Here is a 26,525-nt window from a genome sequence, read left to right as displayed (position 1 = left end):
CGTCCGCCCTGGGGGGTTAGGGGGAAGGTGGGTCCGGAAGAGTCGAGCCCGCGGCCTGAGGAATCGGCGAGGATGGAGCCGAAGAAGGAGGGGACCAGGCAACTATCGGTGGTGCTGATGGCGACGATGGTGCATGTCGCCTGTTCTCAACGCTCGATACCCCAGGCTCACTCCCCACGCGCAGATGGGAACAACATGCAGAGACCCACGCTGGAAACGAAGCGGCTGCGAATACGTCCACTGGTCCTGGAGGATCTGGAGGCCTGCCACCGGCTCTATGTCGACATTGATTGGGCCGACACGAGGCTGAGCGAAGAGGCGAACCGGGAGCAGCGCCGCCGCTGGCTGGAGTGGACCGTCCGCAACGATGAGCAACTGGCCCTCCTGTACCAGCCGCCCTACGGCGACCGCGCGGTGGAGCTCAAAGACGGCGGTGGTTTCGTTGGCTTGGTAGGGCTCGTGCCGCTGTTGGCCCCGTTCGGCCAACTGCCCTGCTTTGGCCGGGTCGAAGGCGCGCGGTTCTCGCCCGAGGTCGGCCTCTTCTGGGCCATCTCCCCGCACTTCCAGCGGAAGGGGTACGCCACCGAGGCCGCTCGCGCCCTGGTACAGTACGCCTTCGGGACCTTGAAGCTGGGTCGGATCGTCGCGGGCACCGAGCGCGGAAACAGCGCTTCCATGGCCGTGATGCGTCACCTGGGAATGCGCCTCGAGGAGAACCCCTTCCCGGAGCCCCCCTGGTTCCAGGTCACCGGGCTCCTGGAAGCCAGCGAGCTCTTCTCGTAGACGCGAAGCTCTCGAACTCCCAATGAAAGTGGCGTCGAAGATTGTCGACGCACTCGCTCCCGGTGTGTGCCAGGTGTCAATCCGCAGAGCTCTGGGACTTCCTCAACGATCGCTTCATCGAAGAGCCGTCTCGGGGCACCTGAGGTTGTTACTGTCGGGCGCGTTTCGCACAAGGAGCGTCCGTCATGGCTCGGTTCCCAGGAAGGTCGTGGTCGAAGTTCCTCGTCGTGTGGAGTGTCCTTCTGCTGTCCGCGTGCGCCTCTCCGCTCGCGCGGCAGATGCGGCCAGTGGAGGCGCTCCTGCGAGAGCAGGTGGACGCCCAGAAGATTCCGGGGGCAGTCGTACTCCTCCAGCGCACCGATGGTTCCGACTCTTATGTGAAGGCCGTCGGCCAGATGGACCGTGAGCAAGGAAAGGCGCTACGGGAGGACGCCCTGTTCCGCATCGCGTCCATGACGAAGCCCATCACCAGCGTCGCCGTGATGATGTTGGTGGAGGAGGGCAAGCTCGGCCTGGAGGAGCCTATCTCCAAGTACTTGCCCGAGTGGCAGAACGTCCAGGTGCTGGCCTCCCCGCCGGCAACTCCGGGCGAGAGCTACAGCACCGTGCCGGCCCAGACGCCCATCACCGTGCGGCACCTGCTGACGCACACCTCCGGCATCTCCTATCGCTTCATGGGCGAGCCGCTCGGGCCCCTCTACCAGAAGGCCGGTATCGTCGACGGCTTCGAGCACACCTCGTGGACGCTCGCCGACCAGTCGCGCGCCCTGGCCTCGCTGCCGCTCAAGCATCAGCCGGGCGCGGCCTTCACCTACGGCCTCAACACAGACATCCTCGGCTACCTCGTCGAGCAGGTCTCCGGAGTCCCGCTGGATAGGTTCTTCCAGGAGCGCATCTTCACGCCCCTGGGCATGAAGGACACATCCTTCTTCCCGCCCGAGGACAAGGCCTCCCGCATGCCCGCCCTGTACCGGCACACCGCCACGGGCGCGCTCGAGCGTGTGCCCGAGACGGGTACCAACGTGGTCGAGGGCTTCTTCACCTACGCGCCGGACTTCCAGACCACCGGCGCCAAGTCCTACCGCTCGGGCGGCGCGGGGCTGGTGTCGACGGCGAGCGACTACGCGCGGTTCCTCCAGATGATGGCCAACGGCGGCGAGCTCGGCGGCGTGCGCCTCCTGAAGCGGGAGACGGTCGAGCAGATGACCCGGAACCAGATCGGCAACCTGCGAACAGATTTCGTCGGCACCGGTTTCGGCTTGGGCTTCGGGGTGCAGGACGACCCCGCGCTCGTGGAGAAGCAGGGCCCGGTGGGAACCTACTTCTGGTCTGGCATCTTCAAGAGCCACGCCTGGGTCGATCCCCAGCACCAGCTCGCGGGCATCATCATGATCAACCTGTGGGACATGGCCTCCGACACGCCCAGCGACATCCGAGCCCGTATCGACTCCGCCGTAGAGAAATAACGCACGCCAGCCCGCGGCAGCCCAGGGTCCGGCCGAAGCCACCCGGGCGGAATGAGCCAACGTGCCTTCCGCCCCCACGGCTCGCGTCGTGCAGGGTCTCATCACTCGAGTTCTTGGACACCCGCCCCCGGGGTCAAGGTCCGCGAGTCCCCCCCAGAGCGCGGTTGGATGCGCTCTAGCGGAGGCTTGAGGACCGGCATCGCCGCTGGCTCCAGCCACGACTCCTTTTCCTTGAAGTGCCCGTCCTCGTCCTCATCGACCCAGATACGAACACGAAATCCGTTTCCCTCAGCGAATACGGTTCGTAGCTTGTCGAAAGTGCCGTTCCGGTTCGTGTCTTCGAAGTACCGACCATTTCCATCTTGTTGATCGAGCGCCTCCGGCCGACCATCCCGGTCGAAGTCCATCGCAGTGACGAGCGTTCCATCTGGCCAATCATCCACGACCGCCCCTGGGCGCCCATTTCCGTCGTCATCTATGACCATGCGCCGAAGACCGTCAGCAAACACATATTCCGTCCACCCATCGGCCTTTCGTTCGAGCACCCCCTGGCGCGTCGGCGCTCCGAACTCGTCATATAGCCTAAGCATGTTCGCAGTGGCATAGGCCCTCCACCCCATCCGCTTCTCCGCGACCGCAAGTCCAGAAGGAGCACATCCGGCAAGAGCGAGAACCCAGACCACCACAATCCTCATCATGAACGGACGAACGCTCATTGGCACATGGAGGGCTTTATATTGCATCCGTTTGGCAGCGTTGGACTCGAAGTGCATGGCATGTCGTTCGAGCGGTTCGCATCTGTCGGACACGTCTCGCAGCAATAGAAATCTCCCCCGCCGCCACTCTCGATCGGTTGGCCGGCACAGTCATAATCAACAACCCCCTTGCACTTCTCACACGACTTGATTGTAAGTATACCTCCGTGACAAATCCCGGCACTTGGACACTGCACGGCGTCGAACTTTTTCTGGACGCCACACTTTCGCTTCTCCTCGGGCGTCCCAGCACACCGGGCACAGTTCTCATTCTCTGTCGGAGACGGTTTGGACAACGCATGCGTGCGGCATCCTGAGCAATACAGCGAACACGCATAGACCTGGTCCTTCGGATCACCTTCATGGTGATTCACGCCCGGGCTCGCCGCCTGCGTCGCATGAAGCAATTCATGAAACACCGTCTCACAAGTCGCATCGGAAGGCTGCGCGTCAATATACTGCCAATTCAGATTTACGTAAGGCGCACGCGTTTGAGAGCCGAGTGTAATACCCCCTACGCCATCACAGTTGAGCCCACACGCGATGGTAATACGATTCCTGAGCAGGCCCGCCCGGAACCTATCTGCCAGTTCAGCGTTCGTCGCCTTCAGGCACTGGAAACCTTTCTTTTCATCCTGGATACCAAGGGCACACTCGACAGCAGAAACTACCGAGGGCATTTCGTAGTCATTGCACGCCCCTTTGGCCGCACCTCCGATAATGGTTATTACAGGCTTCGACCTGAACTTGATACTATTCGGTTCGGCGTCCTTGGTGTTAAGCGAGGGGAAATCACCAACAAAAAATCCTTTCTCCCGACACTCCTCGTATGTAGCGGGAAGCACAAGCGGAAGCGAATATTCGGTGACCAGCGAGTAACTTCCCGTCCCCTCCAGATCGCGCTCGACGACAACTCTCACACCATTCTCGTCCTTCTGTTCGGTCCTACGCTCCTCCAAGACCCCATCCCTATCAGTGTCTTGCCATAGGACGCGAAGAGCGCCATCAGCCGTCAGTTCCTCACGACTCTCGATCCGCCCATCGCCATCAGCATCAACCAACGTCAGCAAGTCGCCGCCCGTGTTCTCTTCTACAGCCCAGCGAAAGCGGCCATCCTGCTGGGGAGCAAACTCCCAGCGCATGCCACCATCAGGCATAGGGACCGAGGTTGTATCGGGGACTCCATTGCCATCGAGGTCAGCCGGCTCACCACGACTCGCCCTGGCGTACTCTTCAAAAAGTTTGATGGTCCGAGCCTGACCGTATTTCTTCCAAACAACAAAAGGATCACCCTCCTCAACAGGGGGCGGGTCTAAAGGAGGTTGCACTGGTGTGCAGGCAACCCATACTGAGAGCACAATGAGAGCGGGCCAACGCATGATTCGCCACCCAATTCCCTTCAGGTAGTTTCACGGAGCGACAGCCCTCACCAAGGCAAGCTACGAACCAAGGACCGAAACGTGCCATTTCGCGCCTTTAAGGAACATGGGAACAGCAGATAGCATCTCGGCTCCTGGACACCGTCTAGGAAACGAGACGGTGTCGAGCCAACCCAGCTCTGGTTGAGGCGTACGGGGAGAACTTAAACGAGGCATTGGGGCCTGGGCCCTCGCTCTCAAGCGAACGCCACGTATCCCGCGACGGCGATCATACATGTTCCGAACGTCCAGCCCTGAATGCGCATCGCGCGCTCGCTACGGAAGCGTCCCAGGATGAGCTTCCCTCCGTAGATCCATGGGAAGTGGCACACCACGCAGACGATGAGAAAGGCCACCGTGAGCTGCGCCGCCTGCACGAACATCGCGCTCGCCGGATCGAGAAACTGAGAGAACATCACCACGATCATCGAGTGGATCTTGGGGTTGAGCGCAACTGTGAGAAGCCCTTCGCCGAACCCGAGTCTCACCGGTTCCTCATGCGCTCCTCCTGGAGTGGCGGATGAGCGGAAGAAGCCCCACGCCAGGTAGAGCAGGTACACGACACCGCCCCAGCGCAGCGCCTGGTGAAGTCCGGGGAGCTCATGCAGTACCCGTCCGAGCCCGAACCCGTAGAGGATGCAAAGCGCGACGTTGGCCGCCTCGAAGCCCATCCAGAAGGGCAATGAACCCCGGATGCCGAAGCGCCCGCCCGCGGTGGCCAGCACCGTGTTGCCCGGCCCTGGACTGAACACCATCGGGACTGTGTAGCCCACGAACAACCACCAGACTTCAGAGGAGATCATGACCGGGTTCCCTCGCGCCAGCGCGTCCATCGCGCTCTTTCGCCGCGAATGACAAACACCGTTTCGAGGCGAGGACAAAGCGAGCTATCCTCGCGCGCTCGATAAAGGGAGTTCATCGAGCATGCACCGCATTCCACCACTCGGCGCCCTTCGTGCCTTCGAGGCGGGGGCGCGACACCTGAGCTTCACCCGGGCCGCTGCCGAGCTGTGCGTGACGCAAGCGGCGATCAGCCATCAGGTGCGACAGCTCGAGGACTGGCTCGGCGTTTCCCTGTTCGAACGCCGCGGTCACGCGTTGAGGCTCACGGCCAAGGGAGTGGCGTATCTCCGCGAGCTGACGCCCGCATTCGAGCGCATGTCCGAGGCGACCACGCGATTGTACGAGCGCGAGCAAGGGCCCCTCCGCATCACCGTGCTGCCTTCGTTTGCCTCGTGCTGGCTTGTGCCTCGACTGGAGGGCTTCCGCCGACTTCATCCAGACATCGAGCTCCACCTGACCAGCTCCGCCGAGCTCTGGGACTTCCTCGACGACCGCTTCGACCTTGGCATCCGCTCGGGGTTGGGTCGTTGGACCGGGCTCAAGGCGTATCAGCTCGCAGACGAGGCGCTCAGTCCCGTGTGCAGCCCATCGCTCGCGAAGAAGCTTCGCTCGCCCTCGGATTTACGGAAGGTCCGACTCCTCCATGACACACCCAAGGACGGGTGGCGACGCTGGCTGGATGGCGCGGGAGTCGATGGAATGGATGCCGAGGCCGGTCCCGCGTTCAACGATGCGGGGCTCGTGCTCCAGGCGGCCGTCCACGGACATGGGGTGGCTCTGGGACGTCTCCTGCTCGCCTCCGACGACTTGAAGGCTGGACGCCTGGTCCAGCCATTCGCGAAGGTCCTTCCCAACGACTTCAGCTACTGGCTCGTCCATCCACGGCCCCTCACGGAGAGAAGAGACGTGGCTGCCTTCAGAACCTGGCTGCTCTCCGAGGTGAAGTCCGCCTCTACGGATTCGCGTCCCTAACGGCTGAACCGAGCGGGGCGGGGCTCGACAAGGTGTTGTAAGGATGGACCCCGATGCCCCCACGCAAGCTCCCGCGACACCTCGTCTGGCTCGAGTCCTTCGCGGCTGCCGTCGAGTCCGGCAGTCTCGAAGGCGCCGCCGAGCACCTCGGCGTGGCCCGCTCCGTCGTCAGCGAGCACATCCGCGCCCTCGAGGAGGCCCTCGCCGATGGTCAGCCCCTCCTCGAGCGCGGCCCCGGCCGCCGCCTCCACCTCACCGCCCGCGGCGAGAAGCTCTACGAGGGCACCCAGACGCCCCTGCACCAGCTCGACCTCAAGCGCCTGCGCGACCTCGCCAGCGCTGAGTCCAGCCTTCGCCTCGGCCTCAACCCCACCCTCTCCAACTTCCTCCTCGCCGGCATCGCCGGAGACGTGGCCCAGGCCCACATCAAGCTGGAGGTCAGCTTCGGCGGCACCTTCGACCTCGTGCGCCAGGTGCAGACGCGCCAGCTCGACCTGGCCGTGGACTTCACCCCATTGCCCCCTCACCGGGGTGTCGAGGCCGAGTCCCTCCTGCACCTGCCCTTCGTCGTCCTCGCTGGCCCGCAGAGCGAGCTGGCTTCACGCCACGCCTCCCGCCGCGCGCTCCACGTGCGCGACCTGGAAAGCCAGCCCTTCGTCGACTGGCAGCGGGACGACCCCTACGGCGGCGCCAACAGCGCTCGCTTCGCTGCCCATGACGTCACGGTGCACGAGGTGTCCCGCGTGCAGAGCTTCCTCCACCTCTTCGACTTGCTGCGCGCCTACCGCGCCTGCGCCATCGCGCCGGACCTGCGGCTGCTGCGCTCCTTCCCCGAGGACCTCTGCGTCTGGGCCCTGCGTGAGGAGGACCCCCAGTCCGTCGAAGTCGTAGCCCTCCGTCCCTCGGGCGGCCCCGGCTCCGAAGCGGCTCAGCTCGTCCTTGCCGGACTGCGTCAACGCCTTGCGTCGAAACGGCGGAAAACCGACTAATCCGTCGGTTTTTATCGGATTTCCGTCGGGGGCCTCTGTCCTTAGAATTTCATGGAAGGGAGAAGCCACGATGACGCCCACCGAACGGACCATCGCCCGACTGCCCGCGCATCTGCGCCGCTACGTCGTCAGCCAGGACTACGACGCCTACACGCCGAGGGACCAGGCGGTGTGGCGCCACATCCTCCGTCAGCTGCGCAGCCACCTGGGCGACAAGGCTCACCCCGTCTACATGGAGGGCCTGGAGGCCACCGGCATCGGCGTGGAGCGCATCCCCAGTCTGGATGAAATGAACGAGAAGTTGTCCAAACTGGGCTGGGCCGCTGTCAGCGTGCGCGGCTTCATCCCGCCCGCCGTCTTCACCGAGCTGCAGTCCCTGGGCGTGCTTGCCATCGCGGCGGACATCCGCACCCACGAGCACATCCAGTACACGCCGGCTCCGGACATCGTCCACGAGAGTGCCGGCCACGCCCCCATCATCGCCAACGCGCGCTACGCCGAGTACCTCAAGCGCTGCGGGCTGGTGGGCTTCAAGGCCATTGCCACCGTGGAGGACGAGGCCGTCTTCCAGGCCATCCGCAACCTCAGCGTGGTGAAGGAGGACCCCACCGCCACGCCGGAGGAGATCGCCCACGCCGAGGCCCGCCTGGAGGCCGCCAACCAGAGCCGCCGCTACGTCAGCGAGAGCACCCGCGCCTCGCGCCTCTACTGGTGGACGGCCGAGTACGGGATGATCGGCAGCCTGGAGCGCCCGCGCATCTACGGCGCCGGCCTGCTCTCGAGCATCGGCGAGGCGAAGCACTGCCTCACTGATGAAGTGAAGAAGGTGCCGCTGAGCCTCGTGTGCGCGGACACCGAGTACGACATCACCCGCATGCAGCCCCAGCTCTTCGTGGCTCGGGACTTTGAGCACCTCTTCGAGGTGCTGGCCGAGTTCGAGGCCACGCTCGCCTGGAAGCGCGGCGGCGACTACGGCCTGAAGGAGGCCATCAACGCGCGCACCGTGAACCACCTGGTGCTGTCGGATGGCCGGGAGATCACCGCCCGCGTGGTGGAGGCCCTGCCGGGCGCTCGCCCCGTGGCCGAGGGGCTCTCCAGCGCGCTGGTGCGCCTGGAGGGGCCGGTGATGGTGTCGCGCGCGGGCAAGGCCGAGGGCAAGCCGTGGCCGGGCCTGGCGCTGGTGGCGTTCGGCGCCGGGGAGCTGCCGGACCGGGGGCCCTTCAAGGTGGAGCTCGCCAGCGGCCTGAAGCTTCAGGGCTTCGCCGTGGGCGGAGGCGAGGTGCTCAACCTGCGCGGTGAGCTGGACGGCCGCCCCGTGGAGCTGCCGAGCGTGTCGCAGCTCTTCCTCAGCCAGGGTCTGCCCTCGGTGGCCGGTGGCCCCGCGGACCCGGGCGCGTGGGACCGCTGGTTCGGCGAGCTCAACGCCTTCGCCGAGGGCGAGGGCGAGGCCAAGGCCCGCGCGAAGAAGGCCACGGCCCTGCACCCGTCGCTCGCGGCGCTCTACCGCGAGGTGCGCACCCTGCGCGAGTCGAAGTCCGTGAAGCCCGAGCGCCTGGAGCAGATCGCCCGCGCCGCCACCGACTTCAAGGATGACTGGCTCCTCGCGGTCGAGGTCGACGAGCTGCGCAAGGCGCGCGCCTAGGTCTCCAGCAGCTTGGAAAGCACCGAGGGCCTGATTCCCTTCCCTGGGGGAGTCAGGCCCTTCTTGCGTTCAGGCTCACACGAGGTCAGGGGCCATCACATCCGAGCCGGGCAGACTCGCTCTCCCATGGACGTCGTCGTCAGCACCCGGGTTGGGTTCGAGGGGGCTCGAAGAAAGGTATGATTGGTCGTCTGTTCAAACGCAGGAAAAAACGTGCGGCTGCTGCATCAGAAGCGACTCCGACGAAGGAAAGCCCGGCGACCTATCCAGTCGCCCTTGTCTTGACCAAAAGAGGCATGTCGCGGCTGCAGCTGCCCATCGGCCCAAGCTCCCTGCCCACCCCAGCGCAGAGCGCGGCCTGCTTCGGCGTGTGCCCATAGGGCTACACGGCCTCTCCTCCGGCCTGGTGCACGGCCCCAGCCGCACCTGTCCGCGGCCCTTCTCGGCCCCTCTGCACCAGTCCCCCCTCAACAGGGCCCCCATGCGTCCTATACGCCCGGAACAAGTGATCGTGATGACCGAAATACGCACCACGCGCTGATCTTGGAACTCACCGGCGACAGCTACCGCAGCGGAAAGGCCAAGACCCCGCGCAAGGCGACCGGGCCCGGGGACGAGTACAGCCTGTTCACAGCACAGGAGGTGACCGATCCAGCGGAACCAATGAACGCGACGCCGACTACGGCGACGAAGTGAACGCAGTCAGAGCATCCGATGGGGAAATGTAATTGTCACCAAGAGGAATAAGTAATTGACGCTGGGCAGCAATTACGATTTCATTCCTGGCAAGCGCCTCTCTAATCCATTGTCGTGACCTCTGAGCAAATTGAATACCGAGCAGCCCAACGTGGGCAGGCGGGTGTTTCAATTGTCAGGGGCGCGTGTGGAGCCACGCAACCATTCATGTACAGGGAGAGGCGAATTCATGGATGGTTCTCAGGAGCAAACATCTTGAAAAAGAAGTATACGCAGAGCTCTCGCTTCTGCCTTCGGTGGTGTGCGGCGATGCTTGCCATCGTAGCTGCGGGCTGTGTTTCGCCGCAATTGGAAGAGGATGCTGCCTCGGACGTGAAGGTCACCGCGAAGCAGCAGTCGCTCACAGACGTGAGCGTACCGGAAACAGTGGTCGCTGGGGCCTACCACTCCCTGATGTTGCGCAGGACCGGGCAGGTGCAGGCATGGGGCCAGAACCAGTACGGACAGCTCGGGCCGGCAAGCAGTGGGGTGACCGTCGTCACTACCCCCACGCCTGTGACAGGGCTACCCCCGGTGAAGGCCATCGCTGCTGGTATCGGTCACTCACTTGCCCTGGACCTAGACGGCCAGGTCTGGGCCTGGGGTCAGAACGCCTCCGGGCAAGTGGGCATGGGCAGCGCCGGTGGTACGGTGTTGGTTCCCGCGAAGGTGGCGGGGCTCACTGGTATTCGAAACATCGCGGCTGGTGGCAACTACTCACTGGCCCTGGATGAGGCTGGCCAGGTGTGGGCCTGGGGACAGAACACCGCCGGACAGGTGGGAACGGGCGCCACCAGTGTCTCGGTGCCCTCACCCATGAAGGTAGCGGGGCTTCCGACCATCCGCGCCATTGCCGCCGGTTTGAACCATGTGCTGGCCTTGGACACGGACGGCGGAGTCTGGGCCTGGGGGCAGAACGCCTCCGCCCAGGTGGGCACTGGCGCCACCAGCGCCACGGTGTTGGTTCCAACACGGGTGACGAACCTGCCCCGTGCCAAAGCCATTGCCGCGGGAGCGGGCCACTCGCTGGTGATTGAAGTGCAGTTCGGTGAGGTGTGGGCGTGGGGCCAGAATAACTTCGGGCAGGTGGGCAGCGGCAGCATCAGCACGACTCCTACGTTCGTTCCTACCCCGGTGAGTGGGGTGTCCGCCGCCACGTCCATCATCGCGGGCCATTACTTCTCCATGGCAATCATGGGGAGCGGCGACGTGAAGGCCTGGGGACAGAACACCTACGGCCAGCTCGGCAATGGCATGACGGAGAACAGCGCCGTGTCGGTAGATGTGGCGGGTCTGGGTGATGCGAAGGCGATTGCCGCCGGTGCCCAGCACGTGCTGGCGATGCGCCCGGGTTGTCCGGTGTGGGCCTGGGGCAACAACGGCCAAGGCCAACTCGGCAATGGGACCACATCCAGCAGTTCGACGATGGTGCAGAGCCTGCTCTTCAACACCTTCTACTTCGATGGAGATGGAGACGGTTTCGGCGATGAATACATTACCGAACAGGCCTGTATTCCGTCGCCTAGCTTCGTGGAGAAGGTAGACTGCGATGACTATTCGTCGACCACCCACCCCGGGGCGACAGAGGAGTGCAATGGCGTAGATGATAACTGCGACGGGGTCGTGGATGATGGCAACCCGGGAGGCTACCTAGCCTGCGCGACAGGCATGCCGGGCGTGTGCTCCGCGGGAACGACTGCCTGCTCCAATGGCCGCGTGCTCTGCGTACAGAACGAGGTGGCCTCCACCGAGCGGTGCGACGGGTTGGACAATGACTGTGATGGAGAGAGCGACGAAAACAATCCGGGAGGCATGCAGGCCTGCTCGACGGGGAAGTTGGGCGTCTGCGCTGCCGGCATCACCTACTGCACCAGCAGCACCATCCACTGCGTGCAGGCGGTGGCCGCCTCCAGTGAGGTTTGTGACGGACGGGACAACGACTGCAATGGTTTGGTGGACGAGGGGCTACTCACGCAGACGTGGTACCGCGATGCGGATGGCGATGGCTATGGAAACTCGGGCATCTCGATGCAGAACTGTCGGCAACCTGCGGGCTACGTCGCGAACGCTCTGGACTGTAACGACGGAAATGCAGCCATCAGGCCTGGGGTGGCGGAGGTATGTGATGGCTTGGACAACGATTGCGATGCCCAGGTGGATGAGGGCGTGATGACGGCATTCTATCGGGATGCGGATGCGGACACCTACGGAGTAACGGGGTCGACGACGCTGGCGTGTTGGCAGCCCTCTGGGTATGCCTCACGCGGAGACGACTGCAACGACTCTAACGCAAGCATCAAGCCTGGAGCCACCGAGGTGTGCGACGGCAAGGACAATGATTGTGACGGAAGTAAGGACGAAGGAGTGAAGACGACGTTCTACTGGGATGCGGATGCGGATGGCTACGGAGTCACAGGGACGACGACGCTGGCGTGCTCGAAGCCCACTGGGTATGCCTCACGCGGAGGCGACTGCAACGATTCGAATCCTGGTATCCGTCCAGGGGCCTCCTTTGAGCCGTGCGGTCGTATCGACTGGAACTGTGATGGAAAGACCGTGGCGTGCCCCGTTCCCTAAGTGATCACTGAGCGGCTGTTCCCCTCTCCGTCTGATGCTCGCTTGGAGGGTTCGGTGATGGTGTAGCACGGGCAAGGCAGCGGGCAAGCCGTGGCCGGACTTGGCGCTGGTGGCGTTCGGCGCGGGGGAGCTGCTGGACCGAGGGCCTAGGGAAGCACCGAGGGCCTGATTCCCTTTCCTGGGGGAGTCAGGCCCTTCTTGCGTTCAGGCTCACACGAGGTCAGGGGCCATCACATCCGCGCCGGGCAGACTCGCTCTCCTATGAGCTTCGTCGTCAGCACCCGAACAGGTGCACTCGACCTGGGGTTGGGCTGAGGGGAACTCGGAGGGAGACATGCTGGGAGAGCTGCTGAGGGGCAGGAAGAAACGTGCGGCTGCTGCGCCGGATGAACCGCCCTCTCCTGGAGAGACCAACCAGGGCGCAGAGGCCCCGGCGAAGGAGAGCTCGGAGTCCCATCCAGTCGCCATGGTCTTGACGCCTATCGCCACCATCCTCGCGATCCTGGCCATCCCTCTCTATGTCGCGGGCGCGCGCTACCGCTCCAGCTACTACAAGGGGTTCGCCATCCCCTTCGAGGACATGGACCTCCCCATCTATGAGACCCTGCTGGAAGGGGCGGAGGTGATGCTCCTTCCGGTCCCAGCGTTGATCCTGGCCATCCCGGCCATCATCTTCCTCACCTTTCTCCTGAACCAGTTGATCAAGACGCATCGGGTGGGGGGCATCGGCACCTTCGTCGTGGTCTTCCTTGTCATCGGCTCCACCATGTTCCACCTGGGCGGCATGCTCGGGAACCGACACTCCCGGCGTGACATGCAGAAGGACAAGTCCGCCCTCCCCGACGTCACCCTGGAGCTCGTCACGCCCCCTCAGTCGGAAGCAGAGAGGGAGATCGATGGAAAGTCACACCGACTGGTCGCTCACGTGAACGGCCACTACTACATCTTCGATGCCATCGCGTCGCCGACCCCCCACGAGGACGAGAAAACGACCCAGAAGATCTTGCTTGATTACGGCGTGGCCTTGAAGCCACCCGAGGAGATGAAGATGAACGTCACGATGTATGTGATTCCTGACTCACGGGTGAGACACGCCCGCATCGTGCGGCCCGTCGGCTTCTCGCCGTCGATCATCGATCAAGTTCGCGCGAGGACCGCAAAATGAAGGGGTGGGCGCTCATCTTGTCGGTGTTGCTCGGCGCCTCCGCCTCCTGGGCCGATACCCTCTTCCTGGCCAACAACAGCTCACTGAACGGCCAGGCGGGTTACGAGAACGGCCGCTTCACCTTAGAGGCCCGGTTCAAGGGGGAGATGAAACCCTCGAAGCCGCTGTTCTTCGAGTCGGAGGCCGTGTCCAAAGTCGAGTTCAACGACAACACCCTGAACATGGGCCAGCGGGACACCGTGCTGTACCCGCTGGCCCGGTATGGGTTGCTCGCCCCAGTCGAGCAGCCCGAGCCCGAGCCCGAAACTGAGACAGAGAGCGAGACTGCCACAGAGACAGAGACCGAGACTGCCACAGAGACAGAGACCGAGACTGCCACAGAGACAGAGACCGACCTGCCGCTCCTCCCCGTCAGGGTGGAGAAGAGGAATGGGAATGTGGAGCGAGGCAGCCTGGTCAGCATCACCGACGAGCACGTGATGTTCGTCGATGAGGACGGAAACGAGGTGACCCTGCCTCACAGCAAGGTCAATTCGGTGAGCCCCGACAGGTAGCGGTCACCCCGGCGCGAGAACCACCCCAGGCTGCGTGGTGTTGAGGCGCTCAAGACAGCCAGGGGGCCCAGGCCCCTGCCGCGCACCTGATGGGAGCGAGGCCTGGGCAGGCGTGTACACCCAGGAGGCTGCGCGGCCTCTGAACAGGCCGAGTGCACAACTCGGGCGACCCTCATCAGCCCCTCCGCTCTAGCCCACGCATTCAACAGGCCTCGCATTCTTCTTATGCTGGGTCCTGGTAGAGTGGACATTTGGCCCGTTTAAACTCCGTGCTGGTCGTATGGGGGGATACATGCCGGTGAGCGCGAAACGAGAAGGTCGTGTGGTCCTGTTGTTGCTCTTGGTCGCGGTGGCTTGCGCTTGTCCGGGCGGAGCCCGCTCTGGGCCGAACGCGGTTGCCGACCAGCCGCCCTCGAAGAATGAAGCTCCTGCCGCTGCGGTCCCCCCGGCGCCTTCACCGGAGCACGTTGCTCAACAGGAGACGCGTCCAGAGGTTGCCCCGGAAGCCCAGGAGGATGGTGCGCAACTCGAGGCGCGCTTCGAGGCCGCCGAGAAGGCTCTGGCGCTGCGGCCGAGTGATGCCGCCGCCCAGGACTCGTTCGAGCGCGCCTGGATCGCTCGGGAACTCCACCTCTTGCGCGAGGAGTTGAAGGAGCACGAGCGGGACGAACCGGTCCTGGAGCTCGATGGATGCGCGGCGGCGTCGGCGCGGGAGTGCATCGGCTCCCGCATCGGCCGCCGCTTCGACAGTGCCTGGTACCGAGTCGAGACGAGCGGCGATGCGTTTCTCTTGATCTTCTTTCACGCCCGTCTCCACTACGACAACGACAGGAAGACCGGGAATGAACTGGTGGTGTTTCGAGGCAAGCTCGAGGCGAACAAGGATGCGCCGCTGCGGCTCGACCTGGTTTCCCGGAGCGAAGCAAAGGTCTCGGATGCCGTGGGAGCGGCGTTGGGCCGGCGCGCGGCCTTTCCAGATCCGAAAGGGGCGGACACTCGTTGGGGCGTTCGTTTCGAGCCGCTCAGCCCGGAGGAGTTCGCCCTCGTGGATTCGCTTCCCGACGAGTGGGTAGGGCTCATCTTCAACAATGGGAAGTACCAGCGGATGACCGAGGCCCCCGGAGACCGTGCACGTTTCTTCATCATCAAGGAGCCGAAGCTCCGAATGGCCTATCTCTCGAGGTCCGAGCGGGAGGGCGCCTTCGAGGCACTTCCAGAGATTTCGAAGGAAGGAGACACCTACCACCTTGGGAGGTACCGGCTCCGCTGGAAGTCCAATACTTCAGACGTGGGCTTTCTGGCTACCGAGACAGCGGAGGGGGAAGGCGAACCGTACGTCCCGGCGAAGCGTGCGAACGCGTACAAGGTCGCCGAACCAGAGCGCTCCTCGGTGTCCGGCAACGAGGCGAAGGGCGCACCGGAGGTGGTGAGACAGGTGGTAGCGCAGTGCAGAGGCACTCGCTGGGCGGAGGAATTGCGGCCCGGCCTCTACCATGTGCGGTGTGGCTGCGGCAGCCCGTGCGGCTATTCGACCTTCGTGGACGTGAACAGCGGGCGAACCTCCCCCACGTTCTGGCTGCCACTGGCCGTTGATGCCGAGCGGCAGCGCGTCGCCATCTCCACGCGAGGTCAACTGCCCATTCGAATCGTCGACATGTTCGACGGGAAGGAGTGGATGCTCATCCGCCGGCCCCTGGAGCCTACCGGGGAGATCTCCAACCTGGTGGAGGCCTCCTTCTCCGATGGCCAGTTGGACTTGTCGTACACCGACCGGCGCGGAAACTCCGTCCGCGAGACAGTGGAAGTTCCGCCCATCGAGTAAGAGCAAGGCGCCCATGAGGAATGGATCATGAAGAAGAGAAGCCCGCAGCACCACTTCCGCGCCTGGGCCGTGTGCGTGGTGGCGCTGAGCTCCGCGATGGGGTGGGCCCAGGACGCCGCGCGAGTCTATATCCAGGGCTCGGAGGTGAACCTGCGCGACAACCCCACCACGAGTGCGGAGGTGGTGAAGAAGGTCACCATCGGCACGGAATGCCAGTGTCTAGAGGAGTTGGCCAAGGGGTGGGTGCGCCTCAAGTGCGGGGATGCAGAGGGCTTCACGCTGAAGATGCTCGTCGGCGCGGACAAGCCCAGCCTCGACAAGCTCCTGGCTCAGGCGCAGGACACCACGGCGAGCACCAAGGTGCGCTTTGATGCCGCCGCACGGGCGGCAACTCTCGACCCTCAGCACGAACAGGCGCCGGATTTGCTCGCGGAGCTCTTCTTCGAGCTCAACTTCGAGCAACTGGCGAAGGACAAGGTGAAGAGCGGCCTGCACGAAGCCGTCGTGGTAACCCGCCGTTGGGACCATTCTCAGAACAGGCAGCGGTCGCGTGAGGAGAGCCTCATCTGGGAGCTGGAGAAGATTGAGTACGACTGGCACCAGTTCAAGCTCCGCGGCGGTGACTTCGTCAGCGCCATGTACCGAAATGGCTCCCTCGTCGTTTACACCGGATACATTTCGCCGAAAGCAGGGGACGAGGAATTCAATGTCATCCTCGAATCGCGGAGCAGTTCTGCGGTGGCGGACGCGCTGAAGCTCGCGCTGCAGGAAGATGCACGCCCCGCCGATACGAGCGAGAAGAAGTACGCCGTCATCGAGGAGGAGTATCCTGGCATGCCGGTACTGAGCCCGGAATCCTTCCGGCTTTACCGCGCCCTACCTGCGCTCTGGTATCTGCTCCAGGGGGAGAAAGGGGCGCGGTACGTACAGTCGAGCTGTGACATCATTACCGGAATCCAACTGCGAGTGGACATTCATCGCCGGGCGAGCCTTCGCTTCGGCAACATCAACGGCAGTGGGGAAGCTCCTCCCAAGTCAATGCGAGTCGTGGAAGTCTCGAAGAGTGACTCCTCGTATCACTTCCAATTGCGTGATCGCAGGGAGTATCAGGAGTCGCTGACACTAACCTGGCCAACGGACGAGCCAAATGTCTCCCAATGGAAGACCGAGCCGTCCAGCGCGGAGGATGGCTACTACGCCGTTGCCAAGGCCAGGAACATCAAGATCAAGGATTTCGGCTGTTCCGCCGAGCAGTGATTCATCTGAGGGGGGCGTCAAATGGCGATTCAGCAGCAATTCTTCCTCAAGGAAGACGAAAGCGGTGTTGGCGTGGACACCAACATCGTGGAGATGGGCAGCAAGGATGGAATGCTCCTTCGCATCTTCCCCGTCGACAACTACTCTTTCCCAGAGGAGATCAAGCGACATGCCAAGAAATGGCATGTCATCAAGGTCCCTCTCCTTGGTCAAAAAGATGGCAAGGATCTGGTTTGCATCACCGATGCGATTCTTGGCAGCGCGAAGGGCAAGGAGGACAAGAAGGATGACTTGCCACGGATGACCCCGAAAAAGCGTGCGTAGGCGCGGGCGGCTCGCTCGAAGGCTCTCGCGCGGAGGTACGCCCTGCAGCATCGGCACGGCGGCAGGGGACTGCGGGGTGAGCAGGTCGGGGCCGTGTCGTTCATCCAGTGGTCGCTGGAGCGGGTGGGGCGCACGGAACGTCCGTGCGTCGATATCCAACAGTGCGTCACCCATGCGTCATATGGCCGACTTGACGCATGCCGTGCCATGAGGGATACCCGTCGCCATGGCTGAAGACGCCCTCACCTTCCGGGCGAACTCAACCTGAGCGGAGTCACACCATGAATTCTGTGAAGGGAAAGGTCGCGGCCATCACGGGAGCGGCGTCAGGGATAGGCCGCGCGACGGCGGTGCTGCTCTCGCGCAACGGCTGCCATGTGGCCATCTCCGACGTGAACGAGCAGGGCCTCGCGGAGACGGCAGAGAAGTGCCGAGGCCTCGGCGTCGAGGTACGCACGGCGCGCGTGGATGTCGCGAAGCGCGAGGCGGTGCACGCCTGGGCCGACGACGTGGCGCGGGACCTGGGCGCCGTCCACATCGTCATCAACAACGCTGGCGTCGCCCTGGGTGCCACCATCGAAGACACCCGCTACGAGGACTTCGAGTGGCTCATGGGCATCAACTTCTGGGGCGTGGTGCACGGTACCAAGGCCTTCCTGCCGCACCTCAAGGCGGCGGGTGAAGGCCACATCATCAACGTCTCGAGCGTCTTCGGGCTCATCGGAGTCCCGACGCAGGCCGCCTACAACGCCGCGAAGTTCGCGGTGAAAGGTTTCACGGAGGCACTGCGCCAGGAGCTGGAAGTCGAGGGCCATCCGATTGGCGTCACGTGCGTCCACCCGGGCGGCATCAAGACCAACATCGCCCGGAGCGCCCGGATGACCCACCGCAAAGGCTGGACGGATGCCAACTCGGCCTCGGACTTCGAGAAGCTCTTCTCCACCACGCCCGAGCGCGCCGCGTCCGACATCCTCTCCGCCATCCTCAAGAACCGGCGGCGCCAGCTCATCGGCCCCGACGCCGTCCTCATTGATCTCATGCAGCGCCTGCTGCCCACGCTCTACCAGCGCATCCTCGTGGCGGGAGCGCGGCGACGGTGGCGCAAGCTGATGCTGCCCGCGGGCCCCACCGCGTGAAACGTACCCGTGAGCCCAACCGCCGCGCCGCCGCGCGGCGACCCGAACGCCCTCAGCGTCCCGCTCGGAGCACGCAGCAGAGCCCCCCGGTGACTCCGCTCACCCAGAGGCTCGAAGCGCCTGCGCGGGCCACGCCCCAGGAGCTGTTCGCCCTCGCGATGGACTGGTGGACGAAGGGCGAGCGCTTCGACATCGGGCGCATGGCGCAGGAGCTGGGCGTCAGCCGGGCCACCGTGTTCCGGTGGGTGGGCACCCGTGAGCTGCTCTATGGCGAGGTGCTCTCGTCTTTGTTCGCCGAGGCGCTCGATACCGCCCGGAAGGAGGCACGGGGCGAGGGGGCCGAGCTCATCACCGACATCACCCAGCGGCTGCTCCACTTCATCGTCCAGGACGAGCCCCTCCGACGCTTCGTGCAGCAGGACCCCGAGTACGCGATGCGCGTCCTCATGTCGAAGAGCAGCACCGTGGAACAGCGCAACGCCGCGAGTGTTCGCGCGGCGTTGGAGGACGGCGTACGTGCGGGCCTCATTCGGCCCGCCATGGACCTGGATGCCCTGGCCTATGTCATCATCCGGATTGGCGAATCATTTCTGTACCGGGATGCCATCACCGGAGATCCACCCGACGTGCAGTCCGCCATCACAGCGATCCGCATCCTGCTCACCGCCGAGCAGCGCCAGGGCGTGTGAACGCGGGAGCGCTCACCAATCATCCGGACAAGGAATGCAACGGCCCCTCTCATCGCGACAGTTGAAGTCCACCGGGCAGGGAGCCATGGACCGCGAGAACGCCACCGCAGCCGTCCCACCACCCAGCACACCCGCGAGCATCACGGCGATCAGCACCACGTGCTTCTTCGTCATGGGGCACCTCTTCAAGGGGTTTCACCAGCCAGTCGAGGCTGGAACCCTTACGAGACCGCGAGTGAAGCCTTTGTGTCAACAGGTGAAACCTTCCTCCTTCACCGGAACTCCAACAGGCGTAGAATCCACAATCACGGCGATCCGCATCCTGCTCAATGCTGAGCAGCGCAAGGAAAGGAAGGGACTCGTATGACGACCCTGGCGCCACGAAGGGAGCCCCCAGAGGTTCGCGACTTTCGCTTCGATCTCTCGGACGTGCCTAAATACTGGCACGGCGGCCGACGAGCCGTCTCGCTCTTCCTCGACAACCTGTCGGTGTTCTTCCCCGCGGGCGAGCGCTTCTTCATGGCGAGCGTGAAGGCGTACCGCAACCAGGTGAAGGACGAGCAGCTCAAGCGCGAGATGGAGGCCTTCTGCGCTCAGGAGGGCCACCACAGCCGGGAGCACGTCCGGTACAACAAGATGCTCGCCGACCACGGCTACCCCGTGGTGGCCATGGAGCAGCGGGTCGAGAGGCTCCTGAGGCACGTCACCCAACACACGTCGCGACAGTGGCAGCTCGCGGTCACCTGCGCGCTGGAGCACTTCACCGCGCTGCTGGCGAGCCTCGTCTTGAAGGACCCACGCATCATGGAGGGCGCCCACCCCACGATGGCAGAGCTCTGGCGCTGGCACGCCGCCGAGGAGAACGAACACAAGGCCGTGGCGTTCGACGTCTACCTCGCCATCGGCGGCTCCTGGCTGACGCGGTGTCTGGTCATGATGCTGACGACCGTGACGTTCTGGGGCCGGGTCTTCGGCCATCAGGTCCGGCTGATGCACTCGGAGAAGATCCTCTTCTCCGTGCGCGAGTGGTTCGACCTCGCGCGCTTCCTGTTCTTCGAACCCGGAAGGCTGCCCGCTCTCCTGGGACCCTACCTGAGCTACTACCGGCCCGGCTTCCACCCGTGGGAGCACGACACGTACGCGCTGCTCGAACAGTGGAAGGCAGGGCTCGGCGCGCGGCCGGCTCGCTCAGAGTGACGACGGAGAGAAGTCAGCCTTGGACACGGGCTGTACGTGGCTGAAGTCGAAGCGCTCCAACGGCCCACGCGCGTCGTCGATCTCCAACACCACCGGCAGGGCCAGCACCGGATCCACGCAGATGCGCGCCCGCTTCGCGTACAGGTGCGCCCCGCCATCGGGCGCATCGAAGGTGATACAGTAACGTCCCGCCGCGTCGAGCCCTTCGTCCTGCCGGGAATATCCGCCCACCGCCTCGCCCTTCGCGAAGCAGTCCTCCAGGATGCCGATGATGGACGTGAAGGCGAAATCCGTGATGGGGTGGTTCGTGTCGCCACGGGCCAGCCTGCCATTCATGTCGATCCACACCGCGCCCGCGATGCCGAGCACTCCCGCCTCGCGGACCCGAAGCTCGTTCTTCTTCACCGAGGAGTCATAGACCACCTTGCGTCCCTTGGAGGGTCCGTCCAGCACCTCCAGCCGCAGGGCCCGAGGCGACTGCCGAACCGACAGGTGGATCGTCTGCGGCTTCAGCAGCTCACCGGAGACGCGCTCGCGCTTCACCACATGCGTCTCATAGGTGCCCATCCGGGTGGCGGACACCTTTCCCGCATCCAGCAGCTCCTGGGTTGACGCCCCCGCGAACAGCTCCGCCAGCTGCTCGCGCGAGAGTGCCTTCACCTGGGCGCGCCGTTCCTCCAGCGAGAGCCGAGCGAGGGCCGGAAGATCCGGAGAGGACAAAGGAGCAGGAGTGGTCATCAACACACCCGGCATCAGGAGGGTAAGGAGGGTTGGGTTCATAGCGTCTGGGGTTGGTAGCGAAGGCCGACCCCCAGGATGCGCGTCTGCACCTGGTAGCGGCCTCCATTCACGGGAGCTGTCGGGAACTGCTCTCCCGCAAGGGGGTTGATGCGTGGCACCGCGGCCTCCGAGGGAGACACCTCGCGCTGCCCGCCGAAGGCTTGCGAATACACTGCATCCAGCCGCAACCGAGCCCCCAACCGCAATCCCAGGCCTACCGAGCCCGTTACCTTGTCCGAGTCCACCGTCAGTGGGGCGAGGTACGCCGCGGGAATCGCGCTCTGCTCGTAGCTGAGGCCCGCTCGCACATCGAACGCCAACGCGCGGCCCACCGCCAAGGAGTACTCGCCCCCGAGCCGGAATGACTGGCTGTCCTTGAACCGGCGGGGAATCGAGATAGCGGGCACGTTGAACGGGCTGGGGATGCCAATCACATCGTGGATGCGCACGTCTTCCGGAACGATATCGATGGCCTCGTGCGAGGACCAGAACTCTCGCGCATAGCCCAGCTCCACCCTCAGTGCATCGAGGGGACGGACCTCCACACCGGCCCGGAGAATCGCCGGCAACACGAGCTTCAGCCGGGCCCCCTCCCCGTCCTGTCGCGCCTGAGCGAACACCGCCGCGCTCGGCAGCCGCACGCGCACCGTGGCGGGTGCATCCAGCGTGTACCCGAGCTGTCCGCTCAGCCCCACGCGCAGCCACTCCCTCGGGCGCACGATGACGCCGAAGCTCGCGCTCGGCGCCAGCAGGCCCGTGGCCCTCAGCTCCGCCAGCGCGTCGTAGGACGGATCCTCCGGCGCCGAGAGCACCCGGTCCGGGGGACTCGTGTTGAACACGGTCTGGGTCACGAAGCTGCCCGTGAGCACGTTCACGCCCGCCCCCACCTGGAGGAAGTCGAAGGGCCGGTACGCCGCCGACACCCCGGGAATGACCAGCAGCGAGCCATCCAGCGAGACCAACGAGTAGCGCGCCGGAGAAGGTGTTCCGTCCTCCAGCACCAGGGGATAGCGCATCACCGCCATCTGCGGCGCCAGCACGCCCGCGGCGACCACGAACTGCTTCCTCTCACCGAGCACCCACGAGCCCGCCAGCGTGGGAATGGGCAGGAACTCGGATGAGCCCCGCACGGAGGGCAGCTCGCTCATCCGCGTGGCGCCCGCGCCGTCCGTCACCAGCGCCTGCCGTGTGAAGTCCGTGGAGGAGCGCACCCAGGCGCCGTCGAACAGCACGCTCGCCCCCGCGTCCATCAGACCCGCCGGGTTGTACCAGAGCGCCCCCAGGTCGTCCGCGCCCGCCACGAAGGCGCCTCCGCGCCCCAGGGGCCGGACGCCTCTATCTCCAACGTACAGGCCACTGGCGCTCGCGAGCAGGGGGCAGAGAAGCATCGTCAGGATTGTGAGCGCCTTCACCGTGCACCCCCGTTCTTGTTCGCCACCGCGTAGAATCGCTCCAGCCCGTGCTCTGGATCGAGCAGGAATGACGCCAGCTCATGGGTGATGCGCTGGTAGTCCTCCGCCGAGCGCGCCTCCGGTCGTCCCGGCACCACGCGCTGGACGTCCGCCACCGCCTCCGTGAGGACCTCCCACGGTGTGCGGGGCATCGCCTCTCCCGGGACCGCTGTGGGCGTCACCAACCGGGAGAGCACCCCCGTCATCAGCTCATGCGGGTCCATCTCCCGTGAGCACACCTGCGTCTTCCCGTCCTCCGCGTAGGCCTTGCTCGCGACCCGGCGCCCCAGCATCAGGGTCGCGTCCACCAGCTCTCCGGGCTTCAACGCCTCCGCCGCCAGGTGCGCCACCGGCACGCGGTGCTTCCCCTCCGATGCCAGCCATTGCACCACGTCCACCGACGTCCCCAGCAGCGCCGGCCACGACTCCTCCGAGCCGGGGTCCAACAGGTAGCGCGTCAGCCCTTCCACCTGGGTCCACAAGGCCGCGTCCTGCCTCGCCGCATCCAGGAAGTCCCACGCTGTCGCGAACAGCGGACCGCCCAGGAGGTCCTCGAGCTCCTGCGTCACCTCGTCCCGCATCCAGGCACACCGCGCGTACGGCGGCGTCCACGTCTCCGGGCAGCGCGCGTACAGCTCCGCACGCAGCAGGTCGATCGTCGGAGGCAGCAGCCGCGTCGCCAGTGGGTTCGCAAACACAGACGTCTCGCGCTCGCCCTGGACCGCGAGGAACTGGTCCGCCAGCCGCGACCACGCGCTCTTCCAGGCCTCGCGCCGGTCCGGCTCGTCGGGGTGCTCGGCCGCGCGCCGGTCGAAGGCGTCGTCCATCGCCGAGAACGCATCGAACACCAGCGACAGCGGCGTCACCTGCTCCCGCGTCACCCCGTCCTGCCGCACGCGCGTAGAGTTGCCGCGCCGATCCGTCAGGCCCACCGCCTCGGCCTTCGCCGGGTCGATGGTCGTCCGCACCAACTCCGTCAGCACCCTCACGCCATCTCGCATCTCGGTCCGCGTGCACTTCTTCGTTGCCGCGTCTACCTGCGTGCAGTGCGGAATCTGGAGGGCCTGGAGCTTTGGTACCAACGCCTGGAGGCTTCCGATCGCGTCTCCGCGCAGGAGCTCCGCGACGAGCGGCTCGAAGCGCACCGCGCCTGCTCGCGAGCACTGCGGGTCGGCCGGGTTGCTCGTCAGCTTGCACTCGCTGGCCGGTGCCTGGTCACTCATGTAGTGCCGGTAGAGCACCTCCATCACCTGAATGAACAGATCCTCCCGATCGCGGTTCGTGAACGCGAGCAGCAAGGGACGGACTGCCTTGAAGAAGCCCTCGGTCTCCAGCATCAACAGCGTGTCCGGGTTGCGGCGGGGGAACCACTCGTCCTCCGCGCAGCTCCGCAGGCCACGCACCTTCCCATCCGGTGCGGCGTCCGCTGCTCTTGGATCCGGATCATTGATGATCCGCTCCGGGCACACCGAGCTGCCAATGTTCGCGCCCTGCAGGTCCTTCAGGAAGCGATTGGTGATGTAGTTCTTGCCGCTCGAGGTGGGGCTGTCGTTCACCTGATCAAACATGATCATCCGGTTGAGCCACTCGGTCTTCGGCCGGAAGTCCTTGCTGTCACTCGCCGTCCAGAAGCCAGTGATGCCGCTGGATTGCTCCATCACGCTCACCGTCGTGGCACCGATGCCAAGGATTCCATCCCGGATGATGGACGGCCGCATGTACAGCTTCGCCTTGCCCACGATGGACTGCAGGTAGAACACCGCCATGTTCTCGACCTTGAAGACCTCGCACTCCTTGTAGGTCCCGCCGAACAACGGCAGGTCAAGGTTACCCGCGAGCGGCACTCCGCGCGCGTGAACCACCGCGCCCGCCTTGTTGCAGAACGTCACACCGTTGGCGTCGTGCACGATGTTGAGGAAGCGATGCAGCAGGCTCCGGTTCAACCCCGCGTCCGGCTGCGTCCGGTCCACCAGCGTGCGTGGATTGCCATTATCCTCGGTGGTCAGGTTCCTCGGCGGCCCGTTGAGCAGGTTCCGGTCGTAGTCGATACGGTCGCGGTGCTCCATGAAGCTCGCGAACGCCGTCCCCAGCCCCTTCGAGTCGGGATGCCCCATCGCCTTCACGATGTCTTCCAGCAGCCCTGGCTCGCGGGAGATCTCCACCACCACGTCCACCAGGTCGTCCCGCAGCGTGTTGCCCGCCTTCAGCTCCGCTTCCGGGTGCGCGTCCACCGAGCGCAAGAAGGTCCGCAGCAAAGTCACCAGCCGCGCCACGTCACCCGAGTGGTCCGTCACCAGCGCGCGCCCGAGCACCAGCGTGTCGTCCGCGGACGGGTGTCCCAGCACCTGCGCGCCCGCGTGCACCAGGTCCAACACGGGCGACTTGTCTGCGTGGAAGGCGTCATAGGCCACGGTGACGGGCGGGTACTCACGCGTGCTCAACTTCGCGCCGTCGCGAGGACCCAGCACCACCGGCAGCCCGTCCAGCAGCTCCATCACCGTGCTGCGCGGGTGCGTGTCATCCGGCATCATCATCGGCCGGACCTCGGAGAGCACCTGCCCCAGCAGCGTGCGCCGGGCATCGACATAGGCATACAGCGGCGAGCCACCCGGCCCGGAGAGCGCACGGCCCTCGGCGTCGCGCGCGGCCGTGTCCTGTACGCCCAGCACCGGGAAGGGCGAGGGCACCGGCACAGTGGAGCCCGAGACGAACCGGCCGAGCCCGTCCACATCCGGCAGCCCATCCCCCTCTGCGTCCACGAAGGGCAACCCCAGCGTGGACACCGCCGCCACCCCGCGCCGGTCCCGCCGCAGGGCGAGCACCGATGCCTCGGAGGACGCGGGTCCCGCCTCGGTGAGCAACAAGGTGGACAGCAGCTCCGTGACGGTGCGCGGGCGGGACAGCACGTCTCGCTTCGCGACCGTGTCATAGGTGACCGACAGGGGAGCGCGAGCCTCCTCCGGCTTCACGGTGCGCAGCTCGTGGTGCGCCGCCTCCAGCATCGCCGTGAAGGCCGTGCGCGCAGGCCCGGGAGCGGTGCTGGGAGCCACCGCGCGTGTAGCGGTGTCCAGCACATCCCTCATGCGCGAATAGGACAGCAACGGCCGCAGCGCCCCGAGCGTCCGCTCCGGAGGCTGGTAGCCCTGGCGTGCATCCAGCTCGGCCCACAGTTGCGTGGCCTCGGGCGAGGCCTCGAAGGCCTCCAGCCACTCGCCCAGTGCCCGTGTCGTATCCGGCAGCGTGCCGTCACCGTACAGCGCCGTCATGCGCCCCAGGAGCGCCGCCAGCTCCGGGTGCAGCCGCGCCCGCTCTGGCGTCGCCGGGCCGCACGTCAGCCCCGGGTCCGGATTGGACAGGTCTCGCACCGACACCTCCGTGTCCGGGAAGAGCGCATTCAGCGCGGCCACCACGCGCGGGCGCTGCCGGGCCAGCACTCCCAGCCGGGCCAATGCCTCCGCACGAATCGCCTCCTGCGTGGCCACGCTCACCGGTTGGCCTGCCGCGTCCACCGCGCCCTCGGCCAGTGGAGGCAGCCGCGTCGTGTCCACGCCCTCCGCGAACTCGCCGTCTGGCCTTCGGTGGCAGACACCTCGGAAGGAGTCCCCCGAGAGGTCCTCAGGCAGGAGCAGCGCGCCCATGCGATCGCACAGGACGCCGTAGAACTCTTCACCCAGCGTCACGGGCGGCGGGGCAACACGGGTGGTATCAAATTCACTCGGCCCGCACGCGGCGCATACCAGCAGCAGCGCGCACACGCGCACGAACCACGGCACTCCGGGGGAGAGCGGACGCATGGAATCTCGCGAAGCGGGAGGGGGCTGGCTGTGGCTCGACAGACGACCGGGCTGGCTTCAAGTGTCCAGTGGCACTTGACGCTCTGTCAAGATAAGGCACCAAAGCCAGACGTGTTACCTGGCCAACCTTTCACTCTGCTCGTCATTTTTTAAATGTCAGGTGTTAACGTGGTGCG

Annotated in this window: 21 protein-coding genes; 14 read left to right on the top strand and 7 right to left on the bottom strand. The window is 65.1% G+C overall.

From position 1 onward, the window contains the following. Positions 1-195: 195 nt before the first annotated feature. Positions 196-783 (top strand): GNAT family N-acetyltransferase, encoded by a 588-nt coding sequence (locus F0U60_RS02580; RefSeq protein ID WP_395813565.1) that lies wholly within the window; start codon positions 196-198, stop codon positions 781-783. 185 nt (positions 784-968) lie between these two features. Continuing rightward, complete coding sequence (locus F0U60_RS02575; protein ID WP_395813563.1) at positions 969-2,249, top strand: serine hydrolase domain-containing protein; 1,281 nt, start codon at positions 969-971, stop codon at positions 2,247-2,249. Between the two features lie 101 nt (positions 2,250-2,350). Here the strand turns inward: F0U60_RS02575 and F0U60_RS02570 are convergent, their stop codons facing one another. The 3 genes from F0U60_RS02570 to F0U60_RS02560 form a co-directional block, all read right to left on the bottom strand. Then, the gene (locus F0U60_RS02570; RefSeq protein WP_395813561.1) at positions 2,351-2,947 is read right to left on the bottom strand and encodes a hypothetical protein; all 597 of its coding nucleotides are present in this window, start codon (positions 2,945-2,947) and stop codon (positions 2,351-2,353) included. A 14-nt stretch (positions 2,948-2,961) separates the two neighbouring features. Further along, on the bottom strand, positions 2,962-4,383 hold the full coding sequence (locus tag F0U60_RS02565; RefSeq protein WP_395813559.1) for a hypothetical protein: 1,422 nt from the start codon (positions 4,381-4,383) through the stop codon (positions 2,962-2,964). 236 nt (positions 4,384-4,619) lie between these two features. Continuing rightward, the gene (locus F0U60_RS02560; RefSeq protein ID WP_395813557.1) at positions 4,620-5,225 is read right to left on the bottom strand and encodes a LysE family translocator; all 606 of its coding nucleotides are present in this window, start codon (positions 5,223-5,225) and stop codon (positions 4,620-4,622) included. A gap of 121 nt (positions 5,226-5,346) precedes the next feature. Here F0U60_RS02560 and gcvA point away from each other — a divergent pair, with 121 nt between their 5' ends. From gcvA to F0U60_RS02505, 11 genes are all read left to right on the top strand, one after another. Further along, a complete protein-coding gene (gcvA, locus tag F0U60_RS02555; protein WP_395813555.1) occupies positions 5,347-6,237 on the top strand; it encodes a transcriptional regulator GcvA in 891 nt (296 codons plus the stop codon). Positions 6,238-6,290: 53 nt separating this feature from the next. Beyond that, on the top strand, positions 6,291-7,226 hold the full coding sequence (locus F0U60_RS02550; protein ID WP_395813553.1) for a LysR substrate-binding domain-containing protein: 936 nt from the start codon (positions 6,291-6,293) through the stop codon (positions 7,224-7,226). A gap of 70 nt (positions 7,227-7,296) precedes the next feature. Next, a complete protein-coding gene (locus F0U60_RS02545; protein WP_395813551.1) occupies positions 7,297-8,868 on the top strand; it encodes an aromatic amino acid hydroxylase in 1,572 nt (523 codons plus the stop codon). Between the two features lie 1,005 nt (positions 8,869-9,873). After that, positions 9,874-12,180 (top strand): MopE-related protein, encoded by a 2,307-nt coding sequence (locus F0U60_RS02540; RefSeq protein ID WP_395813549.1) that lies wholly within the window; start codon positions 9,874-9,876, stop codon positions 12,178-12,180. 466 nt (positions 12,181-12,646) lie between these two features. Continuing rightward, positions 12,647-13,345, top strand: a complete 699-nt coding sequence (locus tag F0U60_RS02535; RefSeq protein ID WP_395813547.1) for a hypothetical protein — start codon at positions 12,647-12,649, stop codon at positions 13,343-13,345. Beyond that, complete coding sequence (locus F0U60_RS02530; RefSeq protein WP_395813545.1) at positions 13,342-13,899, top strand: hypothetical protein; 558 nt, start codon at positions 13,342-13,344, stop codon at positions 13,897-13,899. The genes F0U60_RS02535 and F0U60_RS02530 overlap by 4 nt, the downstream gene beginning before the upstream one ends. A gap of 298 nt (positions 13,900-14,197) precedes the next feature. Further along, on the top strand, positions 14,198-15,721 hold the full coding sequence (locus F0U60_RS02525) for a hypothetical protein (protein WP_395813543.1): 1,524 nt from the start codon (positions 14,198-14,200) through the stop codon (positions 15,719-15,721). A gap of 27 nt (positions 15,722-15,748) precedes the next feature. Further along, positions 15,749-16,978 (top strand): hypothetical protein, encoded by a 1,230-nt coding sequence (locus F0U60_RS02520; protein ID WP_395813541.1) that lies wholly within the window; start codon positions 15,749-15,751, stop codon positions 16,976-16,978. A gap of 21 nt (positions 16,979-16,999) precedes the next feature. Further along, positions 17,000-17,302 (top strand): hypothetical protein, encoded by a 303-nt coding sequence (locus F0U60_RS02515; protein ID WP_395813539.1) that lies wholly within the window; start codon positions 17,000-17,002, stop codon positions 17,300-17,302. 281 nt (positions 17,303-17,583) lie between these two features. After that, positions 17,584-18,438, top strand: a complete 855-nt coding sequence (locus F0U60_RS02510) for an SDR family NAD(P)-dependent oxidoreductase (RefSeq protein WP_395813537.1) — start codon at positions 17,584-17,586, stop codon at positions 18,436-18,438. Then, a complete protein-coding gene (locus tag F0U60_RS02505; protein WP_395813535.1) occupies positions 18,435-19,127 on the top strand; it encodes a QsdR family transcriptional regulator in 693 nt (230 codons plus the stop codon). Before F0U60_RS02510 ends, F0U60_RS02505 begins: the two co-directional genes overlap by 4 nt. Before the next feature lie 12 nt (positions 19,128-19,139). Here the strand turns inward: F0U60_RS02505 and F0U60_RS02500 are convergent, their stop codons facing one another. Further along, positions 19,140-19,301 (bottom strand): hypothetical protein, encoded by a 162-nt coding sequence (locus tag F0U60_RS02500; RefSeq protein ID WP_395813533.1) that lies wholly within the window; start codon positions 19,299-19,301, stop codon positions 19,140-19,142. A gap of 189 nt (positions 19,302-19,490) precedes the next feature. Between F0U60_RS02500 and F0U60_RS02495 the strand changes: the two genes are divergently transcribed. Beyond that, positions 19,491-20,324 carry a metal-dependent hydrolase gene (locus tag F0U60_RS02495; RefSeq protein WP_395813531.1) on the top strand — a complete coding sequence of 278 codons (834 nt, stop codon included), beginning with the start codon at positions 19,491-19,493 and terminating at the stop codon, positions 20,322-20,324. Here the strand turns inward: F0U60_RS02495 and F0U60_RS02490 are convergent. The 3 genes from F0U60_RS02490 to F0U60_RS02480 are packed head-to-tail and all read right to left on the bottom strand — an operon-like array spanning position 20,316 to position 26,349. After that, a complete protein-coding gene (locus tag F0U60_RS02490) occupies positions 20,316-21,062 on the bottom strand; it encodes a DUF1571 domain-containing protein (RefSeq protein ID WP_395813529.1) in 747 nt (248 codons plus the stop codon). The two genes, F0U60_RS02495 and F0U60_RS02490, sit on opposite strands and share 9 nt — an antisense overlap. A 38-nt stretch (positions 21,063-21,100) precedes the next feature. Further along, positions 21,101-22,516 (bottom strand): OmpP1/FadL family transporter, encoded by a 1,416-nt coding sequence (locus F0U60_RS02485; RefSeq protein ID WP_395813527.1) that lies wholly within the window; start codon positions 22,514-22,516, stop codon positions 21,101-21,103. Further along, positions 22,513-26,349 carry a hypothetical protein gene (locus tag F0U60_RS02480; RefSeq protein WP_395813525.1) on the bottom strand — a complete coding sequence of 1,279 codons (3,837 nt, stop codon included), beginning with the start codon at positions 26,347-26,349 and terminating at the stop codon, positions 22,513-22,515. The genes F0U60_RS02485 and F0U60_RS02480 overlap by 4 nt, the downstream gene beginning before the upstream one ends. Between the last annotated feature and the right edge of the window lie 176 nt (positions 26,350-26,525).

This window comes from Archangium minus (assembly GCF_044360475.1).
Lineage (GTDB): Bacteria > Myxococcota > Myxococcia > Myxococcales > Myxococcaceae > Archangium > Archangium minus.
This window is presented reverse-complemented; position numbering and strand designations above follow the sequence as displayed.

Bases quoted from the DNA above. Each gene is read 5' to 3' on its own strand.
- gcvA (WP_395813555.1), top strand. From the start codon at position 5,347: ATGCACCGCATTCCACCACTCGGCGCCCTTCGTGCCTTCGAGGCGGGG.
- F0U60_RS02580 (WP_395813565.1), top strand. From the start codon at position 196: ATGCAGAGACCCACGCTGGAAACGAAGCGGCTGCGAATACGTCCACTG.
- F0U60_RS02570 (WP_395813561.1), bottom strand. From the start codon at position 2,947: ATGATGAGGATTGTGGTGGTCTGGGTTCTCGCTCTTGCCGGATGTGCT.
- F0U60_RS02500 (WP_395813533.1), bottom strand. From the start codon at position 19,301: ATGACGAAGAAGCACGTGGTGCTGATCGCCGTGATGCTCGCGGGTGTG.
- F0U60_RS02560 (WP_395813557.1), bottom strand. From the start codon at position 5,225: ATGATCTCCTCTGAAGTCTGGTGGTTGTTCGTGGGCTACACAGTCCCG.
- F0U60_RS02480 (WP_395813525.1), bottom strand. From the start codon at position 26,349: ATGCGTCCGCTCTCCCCCGGAGTGCCGTGGTTCGTGCGCGTGTGCGCG.
- F0U60_RS02490 (WP_395813529.1), bottom strand. From the start codon at position 21,062: ATGACCACTCCTGCTCCTTTGTCCTCTCCGGATCTTCCGGCCCTCGCT.
- F0U60_RS02510 (WP_395813537.1), top strand. From the start codon at position 17,584: ATGAATTCTGTGAAGGGAAAGGTCGCGGCCATCACGGGAGCGGCGTCA.
- F0U60_RS02515 (WP_395813539.1), top strand. From the start codon at position 17,000: ATGGCGATTCAGCAGCAATTCTTCCTCAAGGAAGACGAAAGCGGTGTT.
- F0U60_RS02530 (WP_395813545.1), top strand. From the start codon at position 13,342: ATGAAGGGGTGGGCGCTCATCTTGTCGGTGTTGCTCGGCGCCTCCGCC.
- F0U60_RS02550 (WP_395813553.1), top strand. From the start codon at position 6,291: ATGCCCCCACGCAAGCTCCCGCGACACCTCGTCTGGCTCGAGTCCTTC.
- F0U60_RS02545 (WP_395813551.1), top strand. From the start codon at position 7,297: ATGACGCCCACCGAACGGACCATCGCCCGACTGCCCGCGCATCTGCGC.
- F0U60_RS02520 (WP_395813541.1), top strand. From the start codon at position 15,749: ATGAAGAAGAGAAGCCCGCAGCACCACTTCCGCGCCTGGGCCGTGTGC.
- F0U60_RS02565 (WP_395813559.1), bottom strand. From the start codon at position 4,383: ATGCGTTGGCCCGCTCTCATTGTGCTCTCAGTATGGGTTGCCTGCACA.
- F0U60_RS02575 (WP_395813563.1), top strand. From the start codon at position 969: ATGGCTCGGTTCCCAGGAAGGTCGTGGTCGAAGTTCCTCGTCGTGTGG.
- F0U60_RS02495 (WP_395813531.1), top strand. From the start codon at position 19,491: ATGACGACCCTGGCGCCACGAAGGGAGCCCCCAGAGGTTCGCGACTTT.
- F0U60_RS02540 (WP_395813549.1), top strand. From the start codon at position 9,874: ATGCTTGCCATCGTAGCTGCGGGCTGTGTTTCGCCGCAATTGGAAGAG.
- F0U60_RS02535 (WP_395813547.1), top strand. From the start codon at position 12,647: ATGGTCTTGACGCCTATCGCCACCATCCTCGCGATCCTGGCCATCCCT.